The organism is Streptomyces sp. NPDC093149 (assembly GCF_044754145.1).
Classification (GTDB): domain Bacteria; phylum Actinomycetota; class Actinomycetes; order Streptomycetales; family Streptomycetaceae; genus Streptomyces.
Window position 1 is genome coordinate 896,556 of the sequence record NZ_JBIVON010000001.1, and the last position, 23,540, is coordinate 920,095.

Sequence of the window (23,540 nt, forward strand, 5' to 3'; positions counted from 1 at the left end):
GTTGCCGGCCGGCAACGCCCCTCACCCATGACCGCCGCGTACGACGGTGTCAGCCGCCGTTGACCTTCTTGGCGATCCGGTCGCCGAGATCCTTGTCCACATTGCGCCAGTACTGCAGCGACCGCTCCAGGACCGGGGCGCTCACCCCGTCCAGCAGATGGCCGGAAATGTTCGACACCAGCCGGTCGCGGGCCGCGTCGTCCAGGACCTTGCGCACCATCGTGCCCGCCTGGCCCCAGTCGTCGTCCTCGCGGTGCAGCTTGTACGCCTCGTGCACCATCTCGCCCGCCGTCGCCCAGCCCGCCGGGTCGCCGAAGCGCTCGGTGTCCGCAGCCGGGCCGCCGTACGAGTTCGGCGCGTAGACCGCTCCCGTACGCGTCGGCTCGTACCGCATGGGGCCGTCCTTCGCATACGAGTTCCGGCCGAACCGCGGACGGTTCGGGGGCAGCTGCGCGTAGTTCGGGCCGATCCGGTACCGGTGGGTGTCCGGGTACGAGAAGAGCCGGCCGAGCAGCATCTTGTCGGGCGACGGACCGATGCCGGGCACCAGGTTCGACGGCTCGAAGGACGCCTGCTCGATGTGGACGAAGAAGTCCTCCGGGTTCTCGTTGAGCGTCATCCGGCCGACTTCGATCTCCGGATAGTCGCCGTGCGGCCACACCTTCGTGAGGTCGAACGGGTTGAACCGGTAGTCCGGCGCGTCGTCGAACGGCATGATCTGGACATACAGCGTCCAGCTCGGATAGTCACCCCGCTTGATCGACTCGAACAGGTCGCGGCGGTGGATGTCGCCGTCGCTGCCCGCGATCTCGTCCGCCTCGGCCTGGGGGTAGAAGTCGATGCCCTGGTCGGTCTTGAAGCGGTACTTGACCCAGAACCTCTCGCCGCCCGCGTTCACCCACATATAGGTGTGCGAGCTGTAGCCGTTCATGTTGCGGTACGTCTTCGGGATGCCGCGGTCGCCCATCAGCCAGGTGACCATGTGCGCGGACTCGGGGGAGAGGGTCCAGAAGTCCCACTGCATGTCGTGGTCACGCAGGGCACTCTCGGGGCGCCGCTTCTGCGAGCGGATGAAGTCCTGGAACTTCATCGGGTCACGCACGAAGAAGATCGGCGTGTTGTTGCCGACCATGTCGTAGTTGCCGTGCTCCGTGTAGAACTTCAGGGCGAACCCACGAGGGTCGCGCCAGGTGTCGGGAGAGCCCTGTTCACCCGCGACCGTGGAGAAGCGGGCGAGCATGGCGGTCTGCTTGCCCGGCTGGAAGAGGTCCGCCTTGGTGAACTGGCTGACGTCGTTGGTCACCTTGAAAATGCCGTAGGCACCGGAGCCCTTGGCGTGGACCACTCGCTCGGGGACCCGTTCCCGGTTGAACTGGGCCATCTTCTCGATGAGGTAGTGGTCCTGGAGCAGGATCGGTCCGTCGGATCCGACAGTGAGCGAGTGTTCATCGCTCTCCACCGGGATTCCGGCGTTGTTCGTGGTGTAGGGGGTGTTCTTGGTCTTCGATTCCTCGGGCACGAGCGTCCTCCCGTCGGTGGGGGTTTCGGTCAGGTCGTCTCGTTCACGACTGAAGTCAACTCCGCCGACAGGAGGTCGGCAACATTTGGCTACCGTCCGTGCAGGGCTCTCGCACGCGCCCCGCGCAGACCCCTCCTACTGGCCCCGGGTCGGCATCTCGAACCAGACCACCTTGCCGGTCGACAGACGCGTCGCGCCCCACCGTCTGGCCATCCGGTTGACGAGGAACAGACCCCGGCCGCCCTCGTCCATGTCCCGGGCCCGGCGCTGCCGGGGCAGCTGCGGGGCGTCGTCGCCGACCTCGCAGCGCAACAGGTCGGTACGGAGCAGCCGCAGCGTCACCGGCCGCTCCGCGTACCGCACGGCATTGGTCACCACCTCGCTGACCAGCAGCTCCACCGAGTCGGAGAGCTCGTCGAGCCCCCATCGGCTCAGGGCCCGCCGGGCCAGCCTGCGGGCCCGGCCCGGCGCGGTCTCCTCCGGTTCGAGATGCCAGTACGCGACATCACTCGGCGCGATCCCGTCGAACCGGGCGGCGAGCAGCGCGATGTCGTCGTCCCGGTCACCGGGGCCGAGCATGTCCAGGACGTCGTCGCACAGGGCCTCCAGCGGCGGCGAGTGGTCCGGGCCGGTCAGCCGGGCGGTGGCGGCGAGCCGTTCGCGCAGCATCTCGATCCCGGTCCAGACGTCCCGCAGCCGGGACTCCACCAGACCGTCGGTGTACAGCAGCAGCGTGGCGCCCGCCGGCGCGTCCAGTTCGACGGCCTCGAAGTCCACACCGCCCACGCGGATCGGGGCGCCCGCCGGTACCCGCAGTACCTCCGCACGGCCGCCCAGGTGGAGCAGCACGGGCGGCGGATGCCCGGCATTGGCGATCGTGATGCGGTGCGCGACGGGGTCGTAGACCGCGTACAGACAGGTCGCCATGCGGTCGCTGCCGAGCCGCTGCGCCTGCTCGTCGAGATGGTGCAGCACCTCCTGCGGCGGCAGGTCGAGCTGGGCCAGGGTCTGGGCGGTGGTGCGCAGCTGGCCCATGATCGCCGCGGAGGTCATGGAGTGGCCCATGACGTCGCCGACGACCAGGGCCACCCTGCTGCCGGGCAGCGGGATCGCGTCGTACCAGTCGCCGCCGACCCGGGCCGTCTCGGCGGCCGGGAGATAGCGGGAGGCGAGCCGGACGCCGGTCGGCTGCGGCAGCGAGTCGGGCAGCATGGTGCGCTGCAGCTCGTCGGCGATGTACGCCTCGCGCCCGTACAGCACGGCCTTGTCGATGCCGAGCGCGGTGTGCGTCGCCAGCTGCGCCGCGACCAGCAGGTCGTTGGCCTCGAAGGGCGGCCGCTCGGTGCCGCGCAGGAAGACGGCGGCGCCGATCACCCGCCGCCGGCCGCGCAGCGGGGCGAGGATCGCGCGGTGCCCGGTGGGCACGGCCCGTCCGGCGCCGAGCAGTTCGGGCAGCGCGGCGCGGGCCGCCGCGGAGTCCCCGAAGACCGGTCGCACACCGCGCAGCACCTCGGCGAGCGCGCCGCCCGAGCGGACCTCGCACAGTTCGGCCGCCGGGGGCATGTCGCCGTGCGGGTCGAGGGCGGGCAGCCGCAGGCGCTCGATCTCCGACGGGGTCTCGGTCTCGTCCTCGTTCAGGCGCAGCCGGTCCGACCGGCGCAGCCGCAGCACGAACGGGGAGACCGGCCGCTCGTCACCGACCGGGAGCGGGTCGCGGAGGTAGACCAGTATGGCGTCGGAGAAGGTCGGCACACTGGCCCGGCACAGACCCAGCACGATCTCGTCCAGGTCTATGCCGCGGGCGATCCGCCGGGTGGCGGCGCCCACGAAACGCAGCCGGTCGCCCTCGCGACGGGCCGCGGCCTGTGGGTCGAGTCCCGCGGGGGCCGCCTGACTCGTTCCCGCGCCCGGCGCCGCGGCCGGGCCGGGGATCGCTGCGGTGGCAGGGGAAGCGGCCGGCGCGGCATCCTGCTGCCGCGGCCGGGCGCGTTCCTGCGACCGGGCGGCGAGAGGCTGCCGGCCTTCGTGGGAGGTGGAGTGCTCCGTCACGCGTGGGGTTCCGTCCGTCCGGGCCGGTTGTATGAGGCAATCACCTCGTGGGGCGCTACTGTGCCCCGGCAAGAGCGGCGATAACAACGGCTGTCACCGGATGCCCCCGAACGAGGGGCCGAAACCGGATGCCCGCGAGGCGGCTCGGTGACAACGTTTCCGGCGACGGGGCGAGCGACAGCGAGCACGTCTCCACCCCCTCGTAGTGGCTCAGGCGATTCATACGACTGATGTGGCTCATACAGCTCGTGCAGTGCGTGGTGCTCGTGCGGTGACTTGTGATCAGGTCCGGTGCGGTGTCCGTCGGTTGGGGCGCAGGCGCGCTCCGGAGGACGATCCTACGTTTGCCCCCCTGGGGTGCGACAAGGGTCTCATGACGCCATGCGCGAGGGGGTACGGTCCCAGTCATCCGGGAGCGCCGGAACCCGCCAGCGCGGATCGGGCCGCCAGTCCTCCCAGCCGTCCCGGAACGGCGCGCCCCAGTCCTGGATCACTTCGACGGCCGCGCGGCCCGCCTCCCGCACCTGCCGCGCGGTCCGCGGGGCCATCAGACCGACCCGCTGCGCCTGGGCGAACTCGTCCTCGTCGCGCCAGACCCAGCTGCGGTCCGGGTAGACGGAGATGTCGAGAAAGTGATCCTCGGAATCGGTGCCGCCCGCCCAGCGGGTGCGCGGTTCCTCCAGGTTCACGTACCAGCTGCGGAACTGCCAGCCGGTCTCCCAGAAGAGCCAGACCGACCACGGTTCACCGGGGCGGGCGAGTTTGAGAACGCCGTTGCCGAGCCAGGGCGCGCGGGCGGTGGTGCGCGGGGCGGTGTAGCGGGTGGCGAGCGGCTCGTCGTGCACCTCGGTGCCGTTCGCCAGCACCGGCTTCACGCACTCGGTGCCGGGCGCCACCCACACGGCGAGCAGCTCGTCGGTGTCCTGGACGACGGTGACGGGACGGCAGATGTGCACCGGGTCCGGGGCGTGCTCCGGCGCGCCGTCCCGTGGTCGCGGGACGTTTCCGCGGTAGCGCCACAGGATGTGATCGCCCGGCGCCCAGTGCTCGATGTGTCCGCTGTCCGTACCTGCCATGGGCAGATCTTAGGGATGCCGCGGACCCGTTGCCGCGACGCGTGTCACGGGCGGGTCATGCGCAACACGTCCAGCGCCTCGTCGAGCTGCTCCACCGTCAGGTCGCCGCGCTCGACATATCCCGACTCCAGCACCACCTCGCGGATCGTCCTCCGCTCGGCCAGCGACCTCTTGGCGACCTTCGCCGCCTCCTCGTAACCGATGTACTTGTTCAGCGGGGTGACGACGGACGGCGAGGACTCCGCGTACTCCCTGGCGCGCTCGACGTTCGCGGTGATGCCGTCGACCGTGCGGTCCGCGAGCAGCCGGGAGACGTTGGCCAGCAGCCGCACCGACTCCAGCAGGTTCTTCGCGATGACCGGCAGCATCACATTCAGCTCGAAATTGCCCGCCGCACCCGCGACGGCGACCGTCGCGTCGTTCCCCATCACCTGGGCCGCGACCATCAGGACGGCCTCGGGAATGACCGGATTCACCTTCCCGGGCATGATCGACGAGCCGGGCTGGAGGTCGGGAAGGCTGATCTCGGCCAGGCCGGTGCGCGGTCCGGACGCCATCCAGCGCAGATCGTTGGAGATCTTGGTGAGCGAGACGGCGAGCGTGCGGAGCTGGCCGGACGTCTCCACGAGCCCGTCCCGGGCGCCCTGCGCCTCGAAGTGGTCCCTGGCCTCGGTGAGCGGCAGTCCGGTGGCGCGGGCGACCTCGGCGATGACGGCGGCGGAGAAGCCGGGCGGGGTGTTGATGCCGGTGCCGACGGCCGTGCCGCCCAGCGGCAGCTCGGCGAGGCGGGGAAGGGAGGCGCGCAGTCGCTCGGTCCCGTACCGGATCTGCGCCGCGTAACCCCCGAACTCCTGGCCCAGGGTGACGGGGGTGGCGTCCATCAGATGCGTACGCCCCGACTTCACGACCGTCGCGAACTCGGCGGACTTGCGCTCCAGGGCGGTCGCCAGGTGGTCCAGCGCCGGGATCAGCTCACCGGTCACGGCTGCGGTCGCGGCGATGTGGATGGACGACGGGAAGACGTCGTTGGAGGACTGCGAGGCGTTGACGTGGTCGTTGGGGTGGACCTCGCGGCCCAGGCGCTCGGTGGCGAGAGTGGCCACGACCTCATTGGTGTTCATGTTGGACGAGGTGCCGGACCCGGTCTGGAAGACATCGATCGGGAAGTGGGCGTCCCAGCGCCCCTCGGCGACCTCCTCGGCGGCCCCCTGGATGGCCAGGGCGATGTCCGGGTCGAGCACCTTCAGCTCGGCGTTCACCTTGGCGGCGGCCGCCTTGATCCGGGCCAGGGCCTCGATGTGGGCCCGCTCCAGGCGCTGCCCGGAGATCGGGAAGTTCTCCACCGCGCGCTGCGTCTGGGCGCGCCACCTGGCGTCCGCGGGGACCCTCACCTCGCCCATCGAATCGTGCTCGATGCGGAAATCCGTGCCGTCCGCGGGGGCAGGTGCGGGGGTCTGTGACTCGTCCATGGGTGCAACCTCCTGAAAAAGTTGAGCACTTGTCTTGTTCTTTCTATTCCCAAGTCGCCTACCGACCAGTAAATACCGGGGGTAACCACAACCCGGGGAGGCGCAATGAGGCGCACCAGGCACAGACTTCGCTGTACGGTCGCGGCCGCCGCGGCCATGGCGGCGGCATTGGGCGGTACGGCCTTCGCCGCGGGACCGGCGGGCGCGGCGGACCGGTCCGGCACCACCACTACCGCATCCACCCCTTTGTCGCCCGAACTGGAGGCCGTCCGCGCCGCCGAAGCCACCCGGCTGTACGGCGACCCGGCCGAGCGTCCGCTCGCCGACCGCAAGACCGGGCTGATCTCGCTCGGCGACAGCGAGATCTCCGGCGAGGGCGTCGGCACGTACGAGGCGGGCACCAACGGTCCCGACAACTGGTGCCACCGCTCGCCCGACTCCGCCATCCACCGCACGGGCATCCCGGCCGACGTCACGTACAACGTCTCCTGCTCCGGCGCGTACACCGGCAACATCGTGATCGGCGGATCGAAGCAGTACGCCGACGAGCTCGTGCAGAGCGACAACCTCGCCATCAAGGCCCGCAACACCCGCATCAAGATGATCGTGCTGGTCGCCGGCGCCAATGACGACCTCCAGTTCGGCCCGGTCATGACGGACTGCGTCCAGCGCTGGGTGCTCTCCCAGGGCACCTGTCAGCCGAAGTACGAGGGCGGCTGGCAGGCGCGCGTCGACGGGCTCGTCCCCAAGGTCGAGAAGACGGTGCGCGACCTGAAGACCGTCATGTCGGACGCCGGGTACGCCAACAGCGACTACAAGCTCGTGGTCATGGGCTACCCGAGCCCGATCGGCCCGGACTTCTACGACAACCCGAACTTCCCCGGCAAGCTTCCCGGCGGCTGCGCCGGATACGACTCCGACGCCGCCTGGGGCCGTGACGTCGCGGTCCCCGCCTTCGAACGCGGAATGCGCAAGGCCGCCGCCGACACCGGAGCCGTCTACCTCGACAACTCCCGGCTCTTCCACGGCCACGAGGTCTGCAGCGACAACACCTGGGCCCGCGGCCTCTACATCGACCTGTCGCACTTCCCGCCGGACTCGAACTCCGTCCGGCAGTCCTTCCACCCGAACGCGCGCGGCCACGCGGCCTTCGCCTCCTGCCTGACCCAGATCTACAACTCGTCCCTGCGCGAGGCGAGCTGTGCCGACCCGGCGAGCACCGGACAGCCGGTTCTCCAGGCCGCGGCGTGGGACGACGTCTTCAAGCCCCTGAAGAACGAGGCCACGGGCACCTGCCTGGACGTTCCCGCCTCGGTGACCCGCAACAACACCCGGATCGGCGGATGGGACTGTCACGGCGGCCGCAACCAGGGCTGGTGGTACGACTCCGGCACGAAGAACATCCGTACCGAACTGAGCCACGACCGGTGCCTCGACGTGCCGGGCGCCGACTACAAGGCGGGCGCCACGCTCATCCTGTGGGACTGCTCGGGCGCGGCCAACCAGCAGTTCGTCAGGCAGTCCGGGACCTTGCGCCCGGCGGCCTCGACCGGGCTGTGCCTGACACTCGCGGCGGCCAAGGACCCGCTGAGGCTGCAGAGCTGCGACGGCAGCGCGCAGCAGCGGTTCGCGTAGCCCGTACCCCGGTGCGGGGTGGGGCGGGGAGCGGATTCGGGCCCCCGCCCCACCCTTTCCGCACCGGCCGACGCGTCAGCCGGACGTCACGAAGGCGCCCAGGACGGCGGCCAGACGGCCGGGGTCGTCAGCCCCGCACAGCTCGCGCGCCGAGTGCATGGACAGTCCGGGCACCCCCACGTCGACCGTCGTCACACCCAGCCGGGCCGCGGTAAGCGGACCGATCGACGTGCCGCACGGCATCGCGTTGTTGGAGACGAACGACTGCCACGGCACGCCCGCCCGCTCGCACGCCGCCGTGAACACCGCCATGCCGGTGCCGTCGGTGGCGTACCGCTGATTGGCGTTGACCTTGACCGTGGGTCCGCCGTTGGGCAGCGGACAGTGGCCCGGGTCGTGCCGCTCCGCGTAGTTGGGGTGCACCGCGTGCGTCATGTCGGCGGAGACGCAGAAGGCGCCGAACAGGGCGCGGGACCAGTCCTCGGCGCTGCCGCCGCGCGCGGTGACCGAACGGCCGAGGACGCGTTCCAGCAGGGGACCCTGCGCCCCCGTCTCCGACCCGCTGCCGACCTCCTCGTGGTCGAAGGCCGCCAGGACGGGGATGTACGAGGGCTCCTCGGCCCCGGCCGCCGCACCCACCAGCGCCGTGACGCCCGCGTGCACCGACACCAGGTTGTCCAGCCGGGCGGACACCACGAACTCCCGTTCCGCGCCCAGGTATCCGGGCGGCTGGACGTCATGGAACATCAGGTCCCAGCCGAGCACGTCGTCCCGGTCCACCTCCGCCGCCGCGGCGACCCGGCGCAGCAGCGCACCCTCCTCGGGAGCCCCGAGCGCCCAGAGCGGGCTGAGATGGCGCTGCCGGTCGAGCGCGAGCCCGTCGTTGACCGTACGGTCGAGATGGATGGCCAACTGGGGCACCCGTGCCAGCGGTTCGTCGATCCGGACGAGCCGTGACCCGACCCCGCCGTCGGGGCCGCGCAGCGTCAGCCGCCCGGAGATGCCCAGATCGCGGTCGAGCCAGGTGTTCAGCGGCACGCCGCCGTAGACCTCCACGGCGATCTGGCGCCAGCCCGCCGATCCGGTGTCGGGGACGGGCTTGACCCGCAGATTGGGGGAGTCGGTGTGGGCGCCGATGATCCGGAAGGGGGTGTGGGCGGGTGCGTCCTCGGGGACGTACCAGGCCATCAGGGCACCGCCGCGGGCGACGAAGCCGCCGCCGGTCGCGCCCGTCCAGTCCTGCGAACCGTGGAGTTCACGGAAGCCGGCCTTCTCAAGACGCCGGGCGGCGCTCGCCACCGCGTGGTACGGGGATGGGCTGTCCCTGATGAAGGACAGCAGGTCGTCGGCGTGGCTGCGACGGGGGAGCGGCGACATACGGTGTCCGCCTTTCCGGTGTTCGACGGTGAGGGTGAGGGGGCGAACCCGCGCCGGGCCGTTCGGCGCGGCAGGCGTTCGGGGTGTGCGGTGGTGGTCGGCTCCCGGGCCTTCGGGAACGGGTCCCGATTGCCCGGGTCGGCTCCCGGTCCCGGGTTCCGAACGGCGGTCCGCCGGTTCTCCCGGGACCGTTCCCGGTTTCACCTGCGGCCGGCTCCCGGGGCCCGGTTCCCGACTTCCGTCGCCCCGGGGCGGTTTCCCGGTTCCCCGGGGCGGCGGAGCGCGTCAGGAACGTCCGACAACCCACCGCAGCGGCCCGGCACGTCGCAAGCCCGCGGCGCGGCCCGCTGCGTGAAAGCGGCGGTGCCGGTCCGGCCCGGCCCGCATCCGGGCGCGCGGCGGCAAAGGGCGTGCGCGAGCGAAGACGGGGCTCTGCCCGACCCCTGCCGGACATGCGTTCCGCAAGGCGTTGCCGGTCTCCCGGTGACCGTCTCAAGATTGGCTGAATACAGTCGTACGCGAAGCCTCACCGCATCTGCCCGTCGCGATCGGCGCCGGAACGCGGAGCGGGGACACGACCTCCGCTCCGCGGCCCCGTCACCCTGATCAGGAACAGAACGGCGACCACGATGGCCGCCCCGTGCGACCAGGCGACGACGGTCAGCGGGCTGTGATTGTCGAGCGCCGCCGCGACCAGGATCATGCCGACGCCGAACCCGAGGTTCTCGACGGTCGCGGAGAAGCCGAACGCATGACCGCGCAGATCCGCGGGGAGCGTCTGCAGATGCGAGGTGTACGAGACCTCCGTGAGTCCGTCGGCCGCCCCCGCGACCAGTGCGATCACCGCCGTCGCCGCGTACGGGAACCCCGCGAACGCCAGGATGAACGCCCCGGACATCAGACATGTGCCGTACCCGAAACCCGGTGCCCCCACCGACCGCCCGGTGCGCGCGGCGTACCGCTGGATCAGCTGCTGGGCGACGACGTTCCCCAGCGCCCACAGACACCAGAACGCGCTGACGAACACGGCGGGGCGCGAGGCGTCGAGCCCCGCGGAGTGGACCGGCAGCGCCGCGTTGTGGGAGGAAGAACCGAAGGCGTCCACACCGCGCAGCACCACCATCAGACCGAGGCCGGGTGCGGCGGCGGACCCGAGGAACGCCCCCGGCAACCGCCACCGCCGGGCCCAGGCCCCCTTCTTCCTGTCCCGCGGACGCCCGCCGGAATCCCGCTCCGATTCCGGCCGGGCGCCCTTCCCTCCGCCGCCGCCCGCGATCGGCAGCAGAGCCACCGTCACGGCGCAGACCACGAAGGTGGCCATGTCCACCACGAACGCCACGGTGTAGCCGACCAGCGAGACCACCACTCCCGCCGAAGCGAACCCCGCCACCATGGCCAGTGAACGCCCCGTGATGGAAAGGGAGTTCGCCCAGGACCGGCGGTCGTCGCCGACCATCTCGGGAATGGAGCTGCGCAGCGACACCATGAAAAGCGTTCCGCAGGCGCCGACCACCACGGAAACGGCCATCAACGCGGCCGTGCGCATCCCCTCCGGCGCGAGGATCAGCGACAGCATCACCGCCGCCTGCGCCGCATTCGTCCACAGCATGACGCTCCTGGCCGTGAATCGGGCGAGGAGAACACCGGCCGCGAGGCCGGCGACGAATCCGGACCCCAGACGCACGGCCATGAACAGGCCCATCGCGAGCGCCCTGCCCGTCGTCTCGTAGACGAACAGATTGAGCGCCACCATGTTCAGGAACGTGCCGTACGAGGAGAGCGAGCAACCGGCGACGAGGAATCGATATCGGCGCTCGCCGCGCGCCGTGCCGGCCGGATCGATATCCGGTGCGCGGTCAGACCGGTCGTCCGCCTGTTCGACGTCTTGTGTCACCGGCCCATAGTCACCGGTCGTGCTCATCCATGGTCTCCGGATTGCACGAATGTGATCTGCATGGCTTTGACATCCTCCTCTCCCTGTGAAGAGGGGATTCCTGGCTCACGTCGGCTGCGGACCGGCGGTCCGTCAGCTCTTGCACGATCAGCGCCGGCCGGGTTGAGACCGGCCCGGACGAGCATCACGCGGGCGGAGTTCTTGTCCGTGCCCACTCCGCTTCCAGCGCGGCGCCTGCGCTGGACGACACACGAAGCCGGTGGGTCCAACGGTCATGCCCGGCATTCTCCCCGCTCCGCGCTCCTGTCGTCATGACCCCCAGCCCAGCCGCCCCCACGGACGACGCCCGCTGGGGCGGGAACGGCCCGCGGGGGCGCCCCGGCCGGTGGAATGCGGCCGGAACGCCCCCGCGGGACCGTACCTGTCGTGCCTCGGCACGCCTCAGCTCATCAGGCGAGACCCGGACCCCGCACCGGAATGCTGGTGAACGTCGGCGCCGGAGCGGGCTCGGTGAAGAAGTCGTTGCCCTTGTCGTCGACGACGATGAACGCGGGGAAGTCCTCGACCTCGATCTTCCACACCGCTTCCATGCCGAGCTCCTCGTACTCGACGACCTCGACCTTCTTGATGCAGTCCTGCGCGAGGCGCGCCGCAGGGCCGCCGATCGAGCCCAGGTAGAAACCGCCGTGGGCGTCGCACGCGTCGGTGACCTGCTTGGACCGGTTGCCCTTGGCGAGCATCACCTTGGAGCCGCCCGCCGCCTGGAACTGCGCGACATAGCTGTCCATCCGCCCCGCCGTCGTCGGGCCGAAGGAGCCGGAGGCGTAGCCCTCGGGCGTCTTCGCCGGGCCGGCGTAGTAGACCGGGTGGTCCTTCAGGTACTGCGGCATCTCCTCGCCCGCGTCCAGCCGCTCCTTGATCTTGGCGTGCGCGATGTCGCGGGCCACGACCAGCGGGCCGGTCAGCGAGAGCCTGGTCTTGACCGGGTACTTGGTCAGCTCGGCGAGGATGTCGTCCATCGGCCGGTTCAGGTCGATCTCGACGACGTCACCCGCCTCGTCGAGGTGCTCGTCGGTGGTGTCGGGCAGGAAGCGGGCCGGGTCCTTCTCCAGCTGCTCCAGGAAGACACCCTCGGCGGTGATCTTCGCGGTGGCCTGGCGGTCCGCCGAGCAGGACACGGCGATCGCGACGGGGAGCGAGGCGCCGTGGCGGGGGAGGCGGACGACCCGCACGTCGTGGCAGAAGTACTTGCCGCCGAACTGGGCGCCGATGCCGATCTTCTGCGTCAGCTCGAAGACCTTCTCCTCCAGCTCCTTGTCCCGGAAGCCGTGGCCGGTGGGGGAGCCCTCGGCGGGCAGCTCGTCCAGGTAGTGCGCGGAGGCGTACTTCGCGGTCTTCAGCGCGAACTCGGCCGACGTACCGCCGACGACGATCGCCAGGTGGTACGGCGGGCAGGCGGCCGTACCCAGCGACCGGATCTTCTCCTCCAGGAACTTCATCATGGAGGCCTCGTTCAGCACGGCCTTCGTCTCCTGGAAGAGGAACGACTTGTTGGCCGAGCCGCCGCCCTTCGCCATGAAGAGGAATTTGTACGCGCCGCCGTCGGTGGCGTACAGCTCGATCTGGGCCGGCAGATTCGAGCCGGTGTTCTTCTCCTCCCACATGGTGAGCGGAGCCATCTGCGAATAACGCAGGTTCAGTTTCGTGTACGCGTCGAAGATGCCGTGCGAAAGGGCCTCCTCGTCACCGCCCTCGGTGAGTACGTTCTGCCCGCGCTTGCCCATCACGATCGCGGTGCCGGTGTCCTGGCACATCGGCAGGACACCCGCGGCGGCGATGTTCGCGTTCTTCAGCAGGTCGAGCGCGACGAACTTGTCGTTGGACGACGCCTCGGGGTCGTCCACGATCCGCCGCAGCTGCGCGAGGTGGGCGGGGCGCAGGTAGTGCGAGATGTCGTGCATGGCCTCGGCGGCCAGGGTGCGCAGCGCCTCCGGGGTGACCTTGAGGAACGTACGGCCGTCGGCCTCGAAGGTGGAGACACCCTCGGAGGTCACCAGACGATACGGCGTGGTGTCCTCTCCCAGAGGGAGCAGATCGGAGTACGCAAACTCTGGCATTACGGCCATTCCTCACTCGGCAGACGGCGGCTGACCTCCCTTGGGCAGCGCACCCACCAGCGTAGAGCGCCGAACGGAGGCCGAAGCTGTGAGGTAGGGCTCAGTGCGGCACCCGGGCACGGGCGACACGGCGGAGACGGGGCGGGGACTAGTCGCGATCTATCGCGTTTGGGTACCCTGGGCCGGTGGACCTCGAAAAGCACCCCCAGCAACCCTCCGTGGCCCCGGCGGAGCCGGCCGGTATCCGTGCCTCCGACGCGGACCGCGACCGGATCGCGGACATCCTGCGCGAGGCCCTGGCCGAGGGCCGGCTCACCGCCGAGGAACACGCCGAGCGGGTCGATGCGGTCTACCGCGCCAAGACGGTCGGCGAACTCGAACCGCTGGTGCGGGATCTGCCCACCCCCGGAGGGGCCGCCCGCTCGGCCGCCACGCCCGGCGCCCACGGCGCGCAGGGCCCGGCGGGCCCCGCCGAGAATCTGGTGGCGGTCTTCAGCAGCTCCACCCGCAAGGGTCGTTGGCGGGTCGGGGGCCGTACGAACGCCTTCGCGCTCTTCGGCAGCGTGGAGATCGATCTGACCGAGGCGCTTTTCGGCCAGAGGCTCACGGTGATCAATGCGACCGCCATCTTCGGGAGTGTCGAGATCAAGGTCCCGGAGAACATCTCGCTGCGCGGCAGCGGCACGGGTGTCTTCGGCAATTTCGAAGTCGCCACACTGGAATCCGCGGACCCCGAGGCGCCCGTGGTCGTCGTCAACGGTTATTCGGTGTTCGGCAGCGTCGAAGCGAAACCCAAGCGCGGGAAGTTCATCGCGGATCTCCAGGAGCGGCTGCGCAAATACCTCGGCTGAGGGGTTCGGCCCGCGCTCCTTCGCTCACTTCCGAACCGCTCCGAACCGTTTCGGACTTCTCCGGACCTCTCCGAACCCTTTCGGTCTGCTCCGAAGTCCGTCGAAGTCCGCGCAAGCCCTTCGAAGGGCTTCGAAAACAAGCCAAATTCCTGACCGGCGCAATTTCGCATCCTGGAAGCGGGTGCCACGCAGTGCATAGGCGTACGCACAGCGGGTAGGGACTGCTGCATCGTCTCTCGCACGCGAAGCCGTCGTCAGGAGTAGACCGTGCTGCAACTGCCGCATCAGCCCCTGCAGGTCGCCGCCGTCCCTCCCCAGCGCACCCCCGCTCGGGAGGACCGGACCGGCCCCTGGCACTCGGAGGCGGTGTGCCGCCGGGACGAGGCCGGGCTGTTCTTCGCCCCGTCGAAGGAGCCGACAGCAGCCAGACTCGCGCGCGAGGAGTCCGCGAAGCGGGTCTGCGCGCGCTGTCCGGTGATGGTCGAATGCCAGGAACACGCCCTCATACAGCCGGAGCCGTACGGGGTGTGGGGCGGCCTCACCGCCGCCGAGCGCCGCGTGGTGCTCGCTCGTCGCAGACGGCGCGAGATGGAGCTCAAGGCATCGTCCGCGTCCTCCGGAGTGACGGGCCGCATCGCCGCGGCGGGCTGACCGGCGGGCCGGGTGCCGGTCCGCGCAGGCGCGTATCCGCCCGTGCCCGTACACGCGAAGAGGCGCCCCCACCGCACACGGGGGCGCCTCTTCGCGTTCTCGGGGGATCCGCGTCGCGGATCCGGCTCCCGGGCCGGACCGGTCTTCCGGGACCGGGCCTACTTCGCGCGGTCGAAGTCGATGGCGCTGTAGGCGCGCAGCTTCGACAGCCGGTGCGTCGAGTCGATCTTCCGGATGGTGCCGGACTTGGAGCGCATGACGATCGACTCGGTGGTCGCCGTCTCCGCGCGGTACCGCACGCCGCGCATCAGCTCGCCGTCCGTGATGCCGGTCGCGACGAAGAACACGTTGTCGCCGCTGACCAGGTCGTCGGTGGACAGCACCCGGTCCAGGTCGTGCCCGGCGTCCAGCGCGCGCTGCCGCTCGGCCTCGTCCTTCGGCCAGAGCTTGCCCTGGATGACACCGCCGAGGCACTTTATGGCGCAGGCCGAGATGATGCCTTCGGGGGTGCCGCCGATGCCCATCAGCAGGTCGACGCCGGTGCCTTCGCGGGCGGCCATGATCGAGCCCGCGACGTCGCCGTCGGAGATGAACTTGATCCGGGCGCCGGTCTCCCGGATCTCCTTGACGATGCCGTCGTGGCGGGGGCGGTCCAGGACGACGACGGTCACGTCCTCGGGGGCGGAGTTCTTCGCCCTCGCGACACGGCGGATGTTCACCGAGACCGGCGCGTTGATGTCGACGAAGTCGGCGGCCTCGGGCCCGGTGACCAGCTTGTCCATGTAGAAGACCGCGGACGGGTCGAACATGGCGCCGCGGTCGGCTGCGGCCAGGACGGCGATCGCGTTGGGCATGCCCTTGGCGTTCAGGGTCGTACCGTCGATCGGGTCCACGGCGATGTCGACCTCGGCGCCGGTGCCGTCACCGACGCGCTCGCCGTTGAACAGCATGGGGGCTTCGTCCTTCTCGCCCTCGCCGATGACGACGACGCCGTTCATCGAGACGGTCGAGACGAGGGTCCGCATGGCCTTCACGGCGGCACCGTCGGCGCCGATCTTGTCGCCGCGGCCCACCCAGCGTCCTGCTGCCATGGCGGCGGCCTCGGTGACCCGGACCAGCTCCAGGGCCAGGTTGCGGTCGGGGGCCTCGGGGGAGACCTCCAGCTGAGACGGCAGATGATGCTCGGACATCGGAGCGCACCTTTCTGTACGACGACGACCGGAAGAGGGTGCTGTGACTCTATCGTCAGGTCGACAAAATGAGCAGACCGGGTCACTTTTGAGCGGCTGCCCCCCGAATCGGATCCAGTGGGGCTGATGCGACCATGGACCCGTGGCTAGCAAGCGAGGCAAGCAGACGGTGCGGGACATGTTCCTGTCGATGGCGGTGATCTCCGCCGCCGCGGGGGTTGTTTACATCTTCGTTCCGCATGACGAGAACGCCAACCCGGTCAAGCCGGTCGACTACCGGGTGGAGCTGCTGACGGCGCGGCGCGCGGCGCCCTATCCGGTGGCCGCGCCGGACGGACTGGCCAAGGAGTGGAAGCCGACCTCGGTCAGTTACGACCGCAAGGCCGGCAACAGCTGGCACCTGGGCTTCCTCGACCCGGAGGGCAAGTACGTCGCGGTGGAGCAGTCCACCTCGGCGGCGAAGAAGTACGTGACCGAGGTCAGCCAGGACGCCAAGGACACCGGGCGTACGCAGCAGGTCGCGGGCGAGACCTGGCAGCACTGGAAGGGCGAGAAGTACGACGCCCTCGTGCGCCACGACAAGGGCGCGACCACGGTGGTCACGGGTTCCGCGTCGCCGGAGCGGCTGGCGGAGATGGCTGCCGCGCTCAAGACGTCCTGATGGCCTGATGGCCGTGCGCGGGGCCGCGCGCCCCGTGCGGGGCGTACGGAGCCTCCCGCGCACGGCGTACGGAGAAGGCCCTGGAGCCGTATCAGGTGCTCCAGGGCCTTCTCCGTACGCGCGGCGACGATCAGACGGTCGTGACGACCTCGTCGTAGGCCAGGCGCGGCAGACGCGGGAACCAGGCGTCCTCGCCCGGCTTGCCGATGTTGACGACCATCAGCACGCTGTGGTCGCCGTCCAGGAACTCCTTCTCGATGCCCGCGGCGTCGTAGCCGGTCATCGGGCCCGCGGCCAGGCCGGCGGCGCGGACGCCGATGATGAAGTAAGCGGCCTGCAGCGCGCCGTTGAGGGTGGCGGCCGACTCGCGGACCGGGCGCTCGGAGAAGAACGCGTCCTTGGCCTGCGGGAAGTGCGGGAGCAGGGCCGGGAGCTCCTCGTGGAACTCGTTGTCGGTGGCCAGGATGGCGACCAGCGGGGCGGTGGAGGTCTTCGGCTGGTTGCCCTCGGCCATGTGCTTCACGAGGCGCGCGCGGGCGTCGTCGGAGCGGACCAGGACGACGCGCAGCGGCGACTGGTTGAACGCGGTGGGGCCGTACTTGACCAGGTCGTAGATCGCCTGGATCTGCTCATCGGTCACCGGCTCGTCGGTGAAGGTGTTGGCGGTGCGGGCCTCGCGGAAGAGGAGGTCCTGGGCGGCGGGGTCAAGAGCGAGGGACATCGTGCGTATTACCTTCCGGACGTACACGTGGATCAAGCAACGACGGCCACGGTACGGGAGAGGTAGGTTAACTTTCAACTAAAACTGGAGCGGAGTGACCCGTTCCACAGCATGGGCCTCTTGCGCCGCCGTCGGGCCTTCTGCGCCGTCGACGGCTCCTTCGGTGCGGCGCCCGCCGTGGCCCTCGCGCACGGCCGGGCGGTTTCGGAGCCTGTCGGGTGCCTCCGACCGGGCGGTCACGCCCTGGCACGCGCGCTTCCCGCGTTGTCGTCGGTCGCCGAGGCTCCTTCCCCGAGCTCTCGGTTGCGTTCGAGCAGGGGAGACCCCCTCCGACTCCCTCCTCCGCCTCGGAATCGCATGCACCGGACCGCGTCCGCCATCCGATCCGAGGCCACCCGACAGGCTCTCAGCCGTTGTCGGCTGCCGTGGCGGTCTCCTCGGAGTCGGCCGGCCCCGCCAGGGCCGCGTCCAGCCGGGCGCGCGCGCCCTCCAGCCAGTGCCGGCACACCTTCGCCAGCTCCTCGCCCCGCTCCCACAGCGCGAGGGACTCCTCCAGCGTCGTACCGCCCGCCTCCAGGCGGCGCACCACCTCGATCAGCTCGTCACGGGCCTGCTCGTATCCGAGTGTGCCCGCGGCAGCCGCCGTAGTCCCGTCGTCCGTCATGCGCCCCACCCTACGTTCCGGCCCGCCAGGAGCCATCGACCTCGTCCGTCGTCATCTGCGGGCCCACCCTCCGACCCCGCCCGGCGTCCGCGCGCCGAGCATCCACCGTCCGGAGCGTCCCTGCCGCGCCCGTGCTCACTCACCGGCGACCCGCACCGCGAACTCGCCCCCCGAGACCCGCGCACGGAGCACATCGCCCGCCGCCCCCGCGTCCGCGGGGGCCCGCACCACATGGCCGTCGGCCCGCTGCAGCACGGCGTATCCGCGCTCCAGCGTCGCGGCGGGCGACAGCGCGACCACGCGCGCCCGGGTGTGGGCGAGCTCCGAGTCCGCCCGGTCCAGCAGATGCCCGAGTACCCGCCTGCCCCGCCCGATCAGGGCATCGATCTCCGACGCCCGCTCGTCCACCATCCGCTGCGGACGCTCCATCGACGGGCGGCCCAGCGCATGCGCCAGCCCCCGCTCCTCCCGGTCCAGCAACCCGCGCACGGTCCGCAGCGCACGGTCCCGCAGCTGCTGCACCCGGTCCAGCTCCTCACCGACATCGGGCACGACCTTCTTCGCCGCGTCCGTCGGCGTGGAGGCGCGCAGGTCCGCGACCAGGTCGAGCAGCGGGGAGTCGGGCTCATGGCCGATCGCCGACACCACCGGCGTACGGCACGCGGCCACCGTCCGGATCAGCTGCTCGTCCGAGAACGGCAGCAGGTCCTCCACGCTGCCGCCACCCCGCGCCACGACGATCACGTCGACGTCCGGCAGGTCGTCGAGCTCCTTCACGGCCTGGACCACCTGATTGACCGCGTGCACCCCCTGCACCGCCGTGTTGCGCACCTCGAAACGCACCGCGGGCCACCGCCGTCGCGCGTTCTCCAGGACGTCGCGCTCGGCTGCCGAGGCCCGTCCGCAGACCAGTCCGATCAGCTGCGGCAGGAACGGCAGGGGCTTCTTCCGGTCGAGCGCGAAGAGCCCCTCCGAGGCCAGTGACGTCTTCAGCCGCTCAAGACGGACCAGCAGTTCGCCGATGCCGACCGGCCGTATCTCCGTGGCCCGCAGGGACAGCTGGCCGCGGGGCGCGTACCACTCGGGCTTGGCGAGGACGACGACCCGCGCCCCCTCCGTCACCACGTCCGCGATCCGGTCGAAGACCTGGCGGAAGCACGTCACGCTCACCGAGATGTCCTGCGACGGGTCGCGCAGCGTCAGAAACACCACGCCGGCACCGGGCCGCCGCGACAGCTGGGTGATCTGCCCCTCGACCCAGACCGCTCCGAGCCGGTCGATCCACCCCCCGATGAGCCGCGACACATCACCGACGGGCAGCGGAGCTTCCGCGGACGTTTGGAGAGCCATGCGAGCGAGCGTAACCGCCCCCACCGACAATCAGCCGCCCACGCCGACAGCCACGCGCTGTCGGCGCAACACCGCCCCCTGTGAGCCTGTCGGGTGGCCTCCGACCGGGCGGCCACGCCCTGGCACGCGCGCTTCCCGCGTCGTCGTCGGTCGCCGACGCTCCTTCCCCGAGCTCTCAGCCGCGTTCGAGCAGGGGAGACCCCGTCCGACTCCCTCCTCCGCCTCAAAACCGCACGCACCGGACCGCGTCCGCCATCCGATCCGGCGCCACCCGGCAGGCCCTCAGGCCGTGCGCCGCCCCCGCTGCAACGCCAGTACCACCAGCCCCACCGCCAACCAGCACACCCCCACCACCTGGGCGCTCGCGGTCGCCTCCACGATCACCGCGATCAGCACCCCCGCACCCAACACCGGCACCAGCACATGCCGCCACCAGCTCGGCGGCCCCTCCATCCGGCGTACGGCGAACCAGCCGACCACCGACGCGTGCAGCAGCACGAACGCCGTCAGCGCTCCGATGTCGACGACCGACACCAGATGGTCGAGACCGTCGGCGCGACGGGCCGCCCACACCGCCGCCACCAGCGTCACCGTCGCGGCCAGCAGGATCGCGATCCGCGGCACCCCGGAGCGCGCATCGACCTTCGACAGCAACGGGGGCAGCCGCCGCTCCCTGGCCATCGCGAACAGCAGCCGCCCCGCGGCCGCCTGCCCGGCCAGCGCGGCGAACGCCGCCCCGATCGCCTTGCTGACCGCCACCAGATCGTGCAGCCAGGTCCCGACCGAGGAGTCCACCGTGTCGTAGAACGCCGAGCCCTGCGCGGCCGGATCGGAGGCCAGCTCCGCCGACGTCAGCGGCTCCAGCAGCGCCGCCAGATACCCCTGCGCCACGAACAGGACGCCCGCGAGCGCCAGGCAGAACAGCAGCGCCCGCGCGACCTTCGACGGGCCCCCCGTCACCTCCTCCGCGAACGAGGCGATCGCGTCGAAGCCCAGATACGACAGCACGGCCACCGACACCGCCCCCAGCACCGCCGACGCGGAGAAGCCGGAATCACCGGTGAACGGGGTCAGCCAGCCGCGCTGCGCCCCGTCCCGCACCAGCACCGCCACCGCCGACACCAGGAACACCAGCAGCACCATGATCTCCATCGCGAGCACCGCGAAACCGACCCGGGCGGCGGCCCGTACGCCCCAGAGATTGAGCAGTGTGGTGACGACGACCGCGAGCGCCGTCCACACCCACCGCGACACCGAGGGCACGAGCGCGTTCAGCGCGATCCCGGAGAAGAGATAGGCGACGGCGGGGATCAGGAGGTAGTCGAGCATCGCCATCCACCCGGCGACGAACCCCGGCCCCTCCCCGAGCCCCCTGCGCGCGTACGCGAAGACCGAGCCCGCCAGCGGGGCCACGCGCACCATCTGGGCGTAACTGAAGGCCGTGAACGCCATCACGACGGTCGCCACGACATAGACCAGTGCGACCGCACCGCCCGATTTCGCGTCGAGTGTGCCGAAGACACCGACGGGCGCCATCGGCGCGATGAAGAGGAGCCCGTAGACCACCAGATCGCGGAAGCCGAGCGTCCGGCGCAGCCTGCCCTTCTCCTGGTGCGCCCCGCTCGCCCCCTCCGCCTCCGTGACCCCGCCGCTGCCGCTGCCGCCGCCCGTCCCCGACATGAGCCCTCCGTTGAGTCGCGTACGCATCAGTCTCGCCACCCCGCCGATCTTCCGCGCGTCCGACGCGGCCTTACGATGGGACGCATGACTGCAACGACACACCGCCGCGTCCTGCTCGCCGCTCCCCGTGGCTACTGCGCGGGCGTGGACCGTGCCGTGATCGCTGTGGAGAAGGCCCTGGAGCAGTACGGCTCCCCGGTCTACGTCCGCCACGAGATCGTCCACAACAAGTACGTCGTACAGACCTTGGAGAAGAAGGGCGCGATCTTCGTCGAGGAGACGGCGGAGGTCCCCGAGGGCTCGATCGTGATGTTCTCCGCGCACGGCGTCGCGCCGACCGTGCACGCGGAGGCGGCCGAGCGGAAGCTCGCCACGATCGACGCGACCTGCCCCCTGGTCACCAAGGTCCACAAGGAGGCCGTCCGTTTCGCGCAGGAGGACTTCGACATCCTCCTGATCGGCCACGAGGGCCACGAGGAGGTCATCGGCACCTCCGGCGAGGCCCCCGAGCACATCACGCTGGTCGACGGCCCCGACGATGTCGCGGGTGTCGAGGTGCGCGACCCGTCGAAGGTCGTCTGGCTGTCCCAGACCACGCTCTCCGTCGACGAGACGATGGAGACGGTCGGCGCGCTCAAGGAGAAGTTCCCGCTCCTGGTCTCGCCGCCCAGCGACGACATCTGCTACGCCACGCAGAACCGCCAGATCGCCGTGAAGCAGATGGGCGCGGACGCCGACCTCGTGATCGTCGTCGGCTCCAAGAACTCCTCCAACTCCGTCCGCCTGGTCGAGGTCGCCCTCGGCGCGGGTGCGAACGACGCCCATCTGGTCGACTTCGCCGAGGAGATCGACGAGGCCTGGCTGGAGGGTGTCTCCACGGTCGGTGTCACCTCGGGCGCGTCCGTCCCCGAGGTGCTGGTCGACGGTGTCCTGGCGTGGCTCTCGGAGCGCGGTTTCGAGGACGTGGAGATCGTCAAGGCGGCCGAGGAGTCCATCACTTTCTCACTGCCCAAGGAACTCCGCCGTGACCTGCGGGCCGAGGCCGCCGCACTCGCGGAGAAGTGACGACTCCGCACCGACGGCTTCCCGTTCCGGGAAGTGGGCCGGGCCGCCTGCCCGTACCGTGGATTGCATGCAGATCTTCGGCGTGGACATCGGCGGATCCGGGATCAAGGGCGCTCCCGTGGACCTGGACCGCGGAGACCTGGCGCAGGAGCGCCACAAAGTACTGACACCGCACCCGGCCACGCCCAAGGACGTGGCCGAGTGCGTGGCGGAGGTGGTCGGCCACTTCGACTGGTCCGGCCCGGTGGGCATCACGTTCCCGGGTGTCGTCACCGGCGGTTGCACCCGCACGGCGGCCAACGTCGACAAGGCCTGGATCGACACGGACGCCCAAGGCCTGCTCGGCGACAGACTCGGCCTGCCCGTCACCCTCCTGAACGACGCGGACGCGGCCGGCGTCGCCGAGATGGCCTTCGGCGCGGGGCGTGGCCGCAGCGGGACCGTGATCGTACTGACGCTCGGTACGGGGATCGGCAGCGCCCTCTTCATCGACGGCAAGCTCGTCCCCAACACCGAACTGGGCCACCTGGAGCTGGACGGCCACGATGCGGAGAAGCACGCCTCCACCAAGGCCAAGGAGGACGAGGAGCTGAGCTGGCACCACTGGGCGCACCGGGTGCAGAAGTACCTCACCCACGTGGAGATGCTGTTCTCGCCCGAGCTCTTCATCATCGGTGGCGGAGTCAGCCGCAAGGCCGACAAGTTCCTGCCCCTGATCGAGCACGTGCGGGCCGAGATGGTGCCCGCGGAGCTGCAGAACAACGCGGGCATCGTGGGCGCGGCGATGTCGGCGGCGGGCAGGATGCAGGCGGCGGGTACGGCGTAGGCGGTGGCGGCCGCGGCGCACACGACGGCTCCGCCCCGCCCCCTTGCCCCCTTCCTTCCCCGGTCAGCGCTGCGGGTGGCGGGGCGGCTGTGCGGCCCGCGCCGTCTGCGCGGCGAGCAGCGTCCGGCGCTGCCGCTGGCGCTGACGCATCAGCCGTACCTTCCGTACGGTCGCGATGAGCCCGGCGACGAGAGTGCCGCCGTACAGCCACCCGGCGTGCACGGCGAGTGCGGTGACGAGCGCCATGGTCTGGCCCGCGAAGCCGCTCGGGCCACCGGAGATCGGGATGACCCCGATGGCGAACGCGATCGGCACGATGATCGGCGCGGTCACCAGGTCCGCGGGCCGCACCCACAGCGCGGTGAGCGCGCTGACCGGCAGGAACAGCGCGCCGAACACGGCAGACGAACCGTCCAGGATCAGCTGGTCCAGGCACGCCAGTACGAGCATGGCGGCGGTGGCGAAGAGCCCGGCGCCGATACCGGTCAGCCGGGGGTTGGGCAGCCTGCGCAGCGCGAGAACGATGGGCGGCACCCGACGGGACCGGCCCTCCGGCTTCGTTTCCACCACCCGGTAGACGGTCGCGGCCTCGTCGATGGTGCCCTGCGGGGACAGCGGGGCCTGCCGAGACCGGCTGCGCTGCGGGGGACGTGTCCTGTGCTGCTCCACCGGGACAACGTAGGTCGCCGAACGGGACGAAACGGGTGCGGGACACGCGCTTTGGGTGACCTTGGGGGTGAGTTCG

General features: G+C 70.7%; 19 protein-coding genes and 1 pseudogene. 6 read left to right on the forward strand and 14 right to left on the reverse strand.

Annotated features, from left to right (window positions below; genetic code table 11):
- Nucleotides 1–49: 49 nt before the first annotated feature.
- From ACIQCZ_RS04310 to ACIQCZ_RS04325, 4 genes are all read right to left on the reverse strand, one after another.
- Complete coding sequence (locus tag ACIQCZ_RS04310) at nt 50–1,519, reverse strand: catalase (protein WP_402279556.1); 1,470 nt, start codon at nt 1,517–1,519, stop codon at nt 50–52.
- A gap of 135 nt (nt 1,520–1,654) precedes the next feature.
- Nucleotides 1,655–3,568 carry a SpoIIE family protein phosphatase gene (locus tag ACIQCZ_RS04315; RefSeq protein ID WP_402279558.1) on the reverse strand — a complete coding sequence of 638 codons (1,914 nt, stop codon included), beginning with the start codon at nt 3,566–3,568 and terminating at the stop codon, nt 1,655–1,657.
- A gap of 371 nt (nt 3,569–3,939) precedes the next feature.
- Complete coding sequence (locus tag ACIQCZ_RS04320) at nt 3,940–4,644, reverse strand: DUF402 domain-containing protein (RefSeq protein ID WP_402279561.1); 705 nt, start codon at nt 4,642–4,644, stop codon at nt 3,940–3,942.
- A gap of 44 nt (nt 4,645–4,688) precedes the next feature.
- On the reverse strand, nt 4,689–6,113 hold the full coding sequence (locus tag ACIQCZ_RS04325; protein ID WP_402279563.1) for a class II fumarate hydratase: 1,425 nt from the start codon (nt 6,111–6,113) through the stop codon (nt 4,689–4,691).
- 105 nt (nt 6,114–6,218) lie between these two features.
- Here ACIQCZ_RS04325 and ACIQCZ_RS04330 point away from each other — a divergent pair, with 105 nt between their 5' ends.
- On the forward strand, nt 6,219–7,748 hold the full coding sequence (locus tag ACIQCZ_RS04330) for a ricin-type beta-trefoil lectin domain protein (RefSeq protein WP_402279566.1): 1,530 nt from the start codon (nt 6,219–6,221) through the stop codon (nt 7,746–7,748).
- A gap of 75 nt (nt 7,749–7,823) precedes the next feature.
- Here the strand turns inward: ACIQCZ_RS04330 and ACIQCZ_RS04335 are convergent, their stop codons facing one another.
- From ACIQCZ_RS04335 to ACIQCZ_RS04350, 4 genes and pseudogenes are all read right to left on the reverse strand, one after another.
- Nucleotides 7,824–9,125, reverse strand: a complete 1,302-nt coding sequence (locus tag ACIQCZ_RS04335; protein ID WP_402279569.1) for a M18 family aminopeptidase — start codon at nt 9,123–9,125, stop codon at nt 7,824–7,826.
- A gap of 526 nt (nt 9,126–9,651) precedes the next feature.
- Nucleotides 9,652–11,046, reverse strand: a complete 1,395-nt coding sequence (locus ACIQCZ_RS04340) for an MFS transporter (RefSeq protein WP_402279572.1) — start codon at nt 11,044–11,046, stop codon at nt 9,652–9,654.
- Nucleotides 11,043–11,225, reverse strand: a pseudogene (locus ACIQCZ_RS04345) (hypothetical protein); the annotation flags it as partial. The gene ACIQCZ_RS04340 and the pseudogene ACIQCZ_RS04345, both read right to left, overlap by 4 nt.
- A 243-nt stretch (nt 11,226–11,468) precedes the next feature.
- A complete protein-coding gene (locus ACIQCZ_RS04350) occupies nt 11,469–13,136 on the reverse strand; it encodes a fumarate hydratase (RefSeq protein WP_402279574.1) in 1,668 nt (555 codons plus the stop codon).
- A 185-nt stretch (nt 13,137–13,321) separates the two neighbouring features.
- On the opposite strand from ACIQCZ_RS04350, the gene ACIQCZ_RS04355 reads away from it, so the two are divergent.
- The gene (locus tag ACIQCZ_RS04355; RefSeq protein ID WP_402279576.1) at nt 13,322–13,987 is read left to right on the forward strand and encodes a DUF1707 domain-containing protein; all 666 of its coding nucleotides are present in this window, start codon (nt 13,322–13,324) and stop codon (nt 13,985–13,987) included.
- A gap of 267 nt (nt 13,988–14,254) precedes the next feature.
- Nucleotides 14,255–14,638, forward strand: coding sequence for a WhiB family transcriptional regulator (locus ACIQCZ_RS04360; RefSeq protein ID WP_402279578.1), 384 nt, complete (start codon nt 14,255–14,257; stop codon nt 14,636–14,638).
- A gap of 158 nt (nt 14,639–14,796) precedes the next feature.
- Here ACIQCZ_RS04360 and glpX read toward each other — a convergent pair whose 3' ends face one another.
- Nucleotides 14,797–15,828: a class II fructose-bisphosphatase gene (gene glpX, locus ACIQCZ_RS04365; RefSeq protein ID WP_376324402.1), complete on the reverse strand. Its 1,032-nt coding sequence runs from the start codon at nt 15,826–15,828 to the stop codon at nt 14,797–14,799.
- A gap of 142 nt (nt 15,829–15,970) precedes the next feature.
- Between glpX and ACIQCZ_RS04370 the strand changes: the two genes are divergently transcribed.
- The gene (locus tag ACIQCZ_RS04370; protein WP_376223338.1) at nt 15,971–16,489 is read left to right on the forward strand and encodes a DUF4245 domain-containing protein; all 519 of its coding nucleotides are present in this window, start codon (nt 15,971–15,973) and stop codon (nt 16,487–16,489) included.
- A 130-nt stretch (nt 16,490–16,619) separates the two neighbouring features.
- On the opposite strand, the gene ACIQCZ_RS04375 is transcribed toward ACIQCZ_RS04370, so the two are convergent.
- The 4 genes from ACIQCZ_RS04375 to ACIQCZ_RS04390 form a co-directional block, all read right to left on the reverse strand.
- Nucleotides 16,620–17,210: a malonic semialdehyde reductase gene (locus ACIQCZ_RS04375; protein WP_402279583.1), complete on the reverse strand. Its 591-nt coding sequence runs from the start codon at nt 17,208–17,210 to the stop codon at nt 16,620–16,622.
- A 406-nt stretch (nt 17,211–17,616) separates the two neighbouring features.
- The gene (locus tag ACIQCZ_RS04380) at nt 17,617–17,874 is read right to left on the reverse strand and encodes an exodeoxyribonuclease VII small subunit (RefSeq protein WP_351079483.1); all 258 of its coding nucleotides are present in this window, start codon (nt 17,872–17,874) and stop codon (nt 17,617–17,619) included.
- Nucleotides 17,875–18,009: 135 nt separating this feature from the next.
- Nucleotides 18,010–19,224 carry an exodeoxyribonuclease VII large subunit gene (gene xseA, locus ACIQCZ_RS04385; RefSeq protein ID WP_351079480.1) on the reverse strand — a complete coding sequence of 405 codons (1,215 nt, stop codon included), beginning with the start codon at nt 19,222–19,224 and terminating at the stop codon, nt 18,010–18,012.
- A 282-nt stretch (nt 19,225–19,506) separates the two neighbouring features.
- Complete coding sequence (locus ACIQCZ_RS04390; RefSeq protein ID WP_402279586.1) at nt 19,507–20,904, reverse strand: APC family permease; 1,398 nt, start codon at nt 20,902–20,904, stop codon at nt 19,507–19,509.
- Nucleotides 20,905–20,979: 75 nt separating this feature from the next.
- Between ACIQCZ_RS04390 and ACIQCZ_RS04395 the strand changes: the two genes are divergently transcribed.
- A complete protein-coding gene (locus ACIQCZ_RS04395; protein ID WP_402279589.1) occupies nt 20,980–21,969 on the forward strand; it encodes a 4-hydroxy-3-methylbut-2-enyl diphosphate reductase in 990 nt (329 codons plus the stop codon).
- A gap of 67 nt (nt 21,970–22,036) precedes the next feature.
- Nucleotides 22,037–22,795 (forward strand): polyphosphate--glucose phosphotransferase, encoded by a 759-nt coding sequence (gene ppgK, locus ACIQCZ_RS04400; RefSeq protein WP_402279593.1) that lies wholly within the window; start codon nt 22,037–22,039, stop codon nt 22,793–22,795.
- A gap of 63 nt (nt 22,796–22,858) precedes the next feature.
- Here ppgK and ACIQCZ_RS04405 read toward each other — a convergent pair whose 3' ends face one another.
- Nucleotides 22,859–23,464 (reverse strand): DUF6542 domain-containing protein, encoded by a 606-nt coding sequence (locus ACIQCZ_RS04405; protein WP_402279596.1) that lies wholly within the window; start codon nt 23,462–23,464, stop codon nt 22,859–22,861.
- Nucleotides 23,465–23,540: the final 76 nt, after the last annotated feature.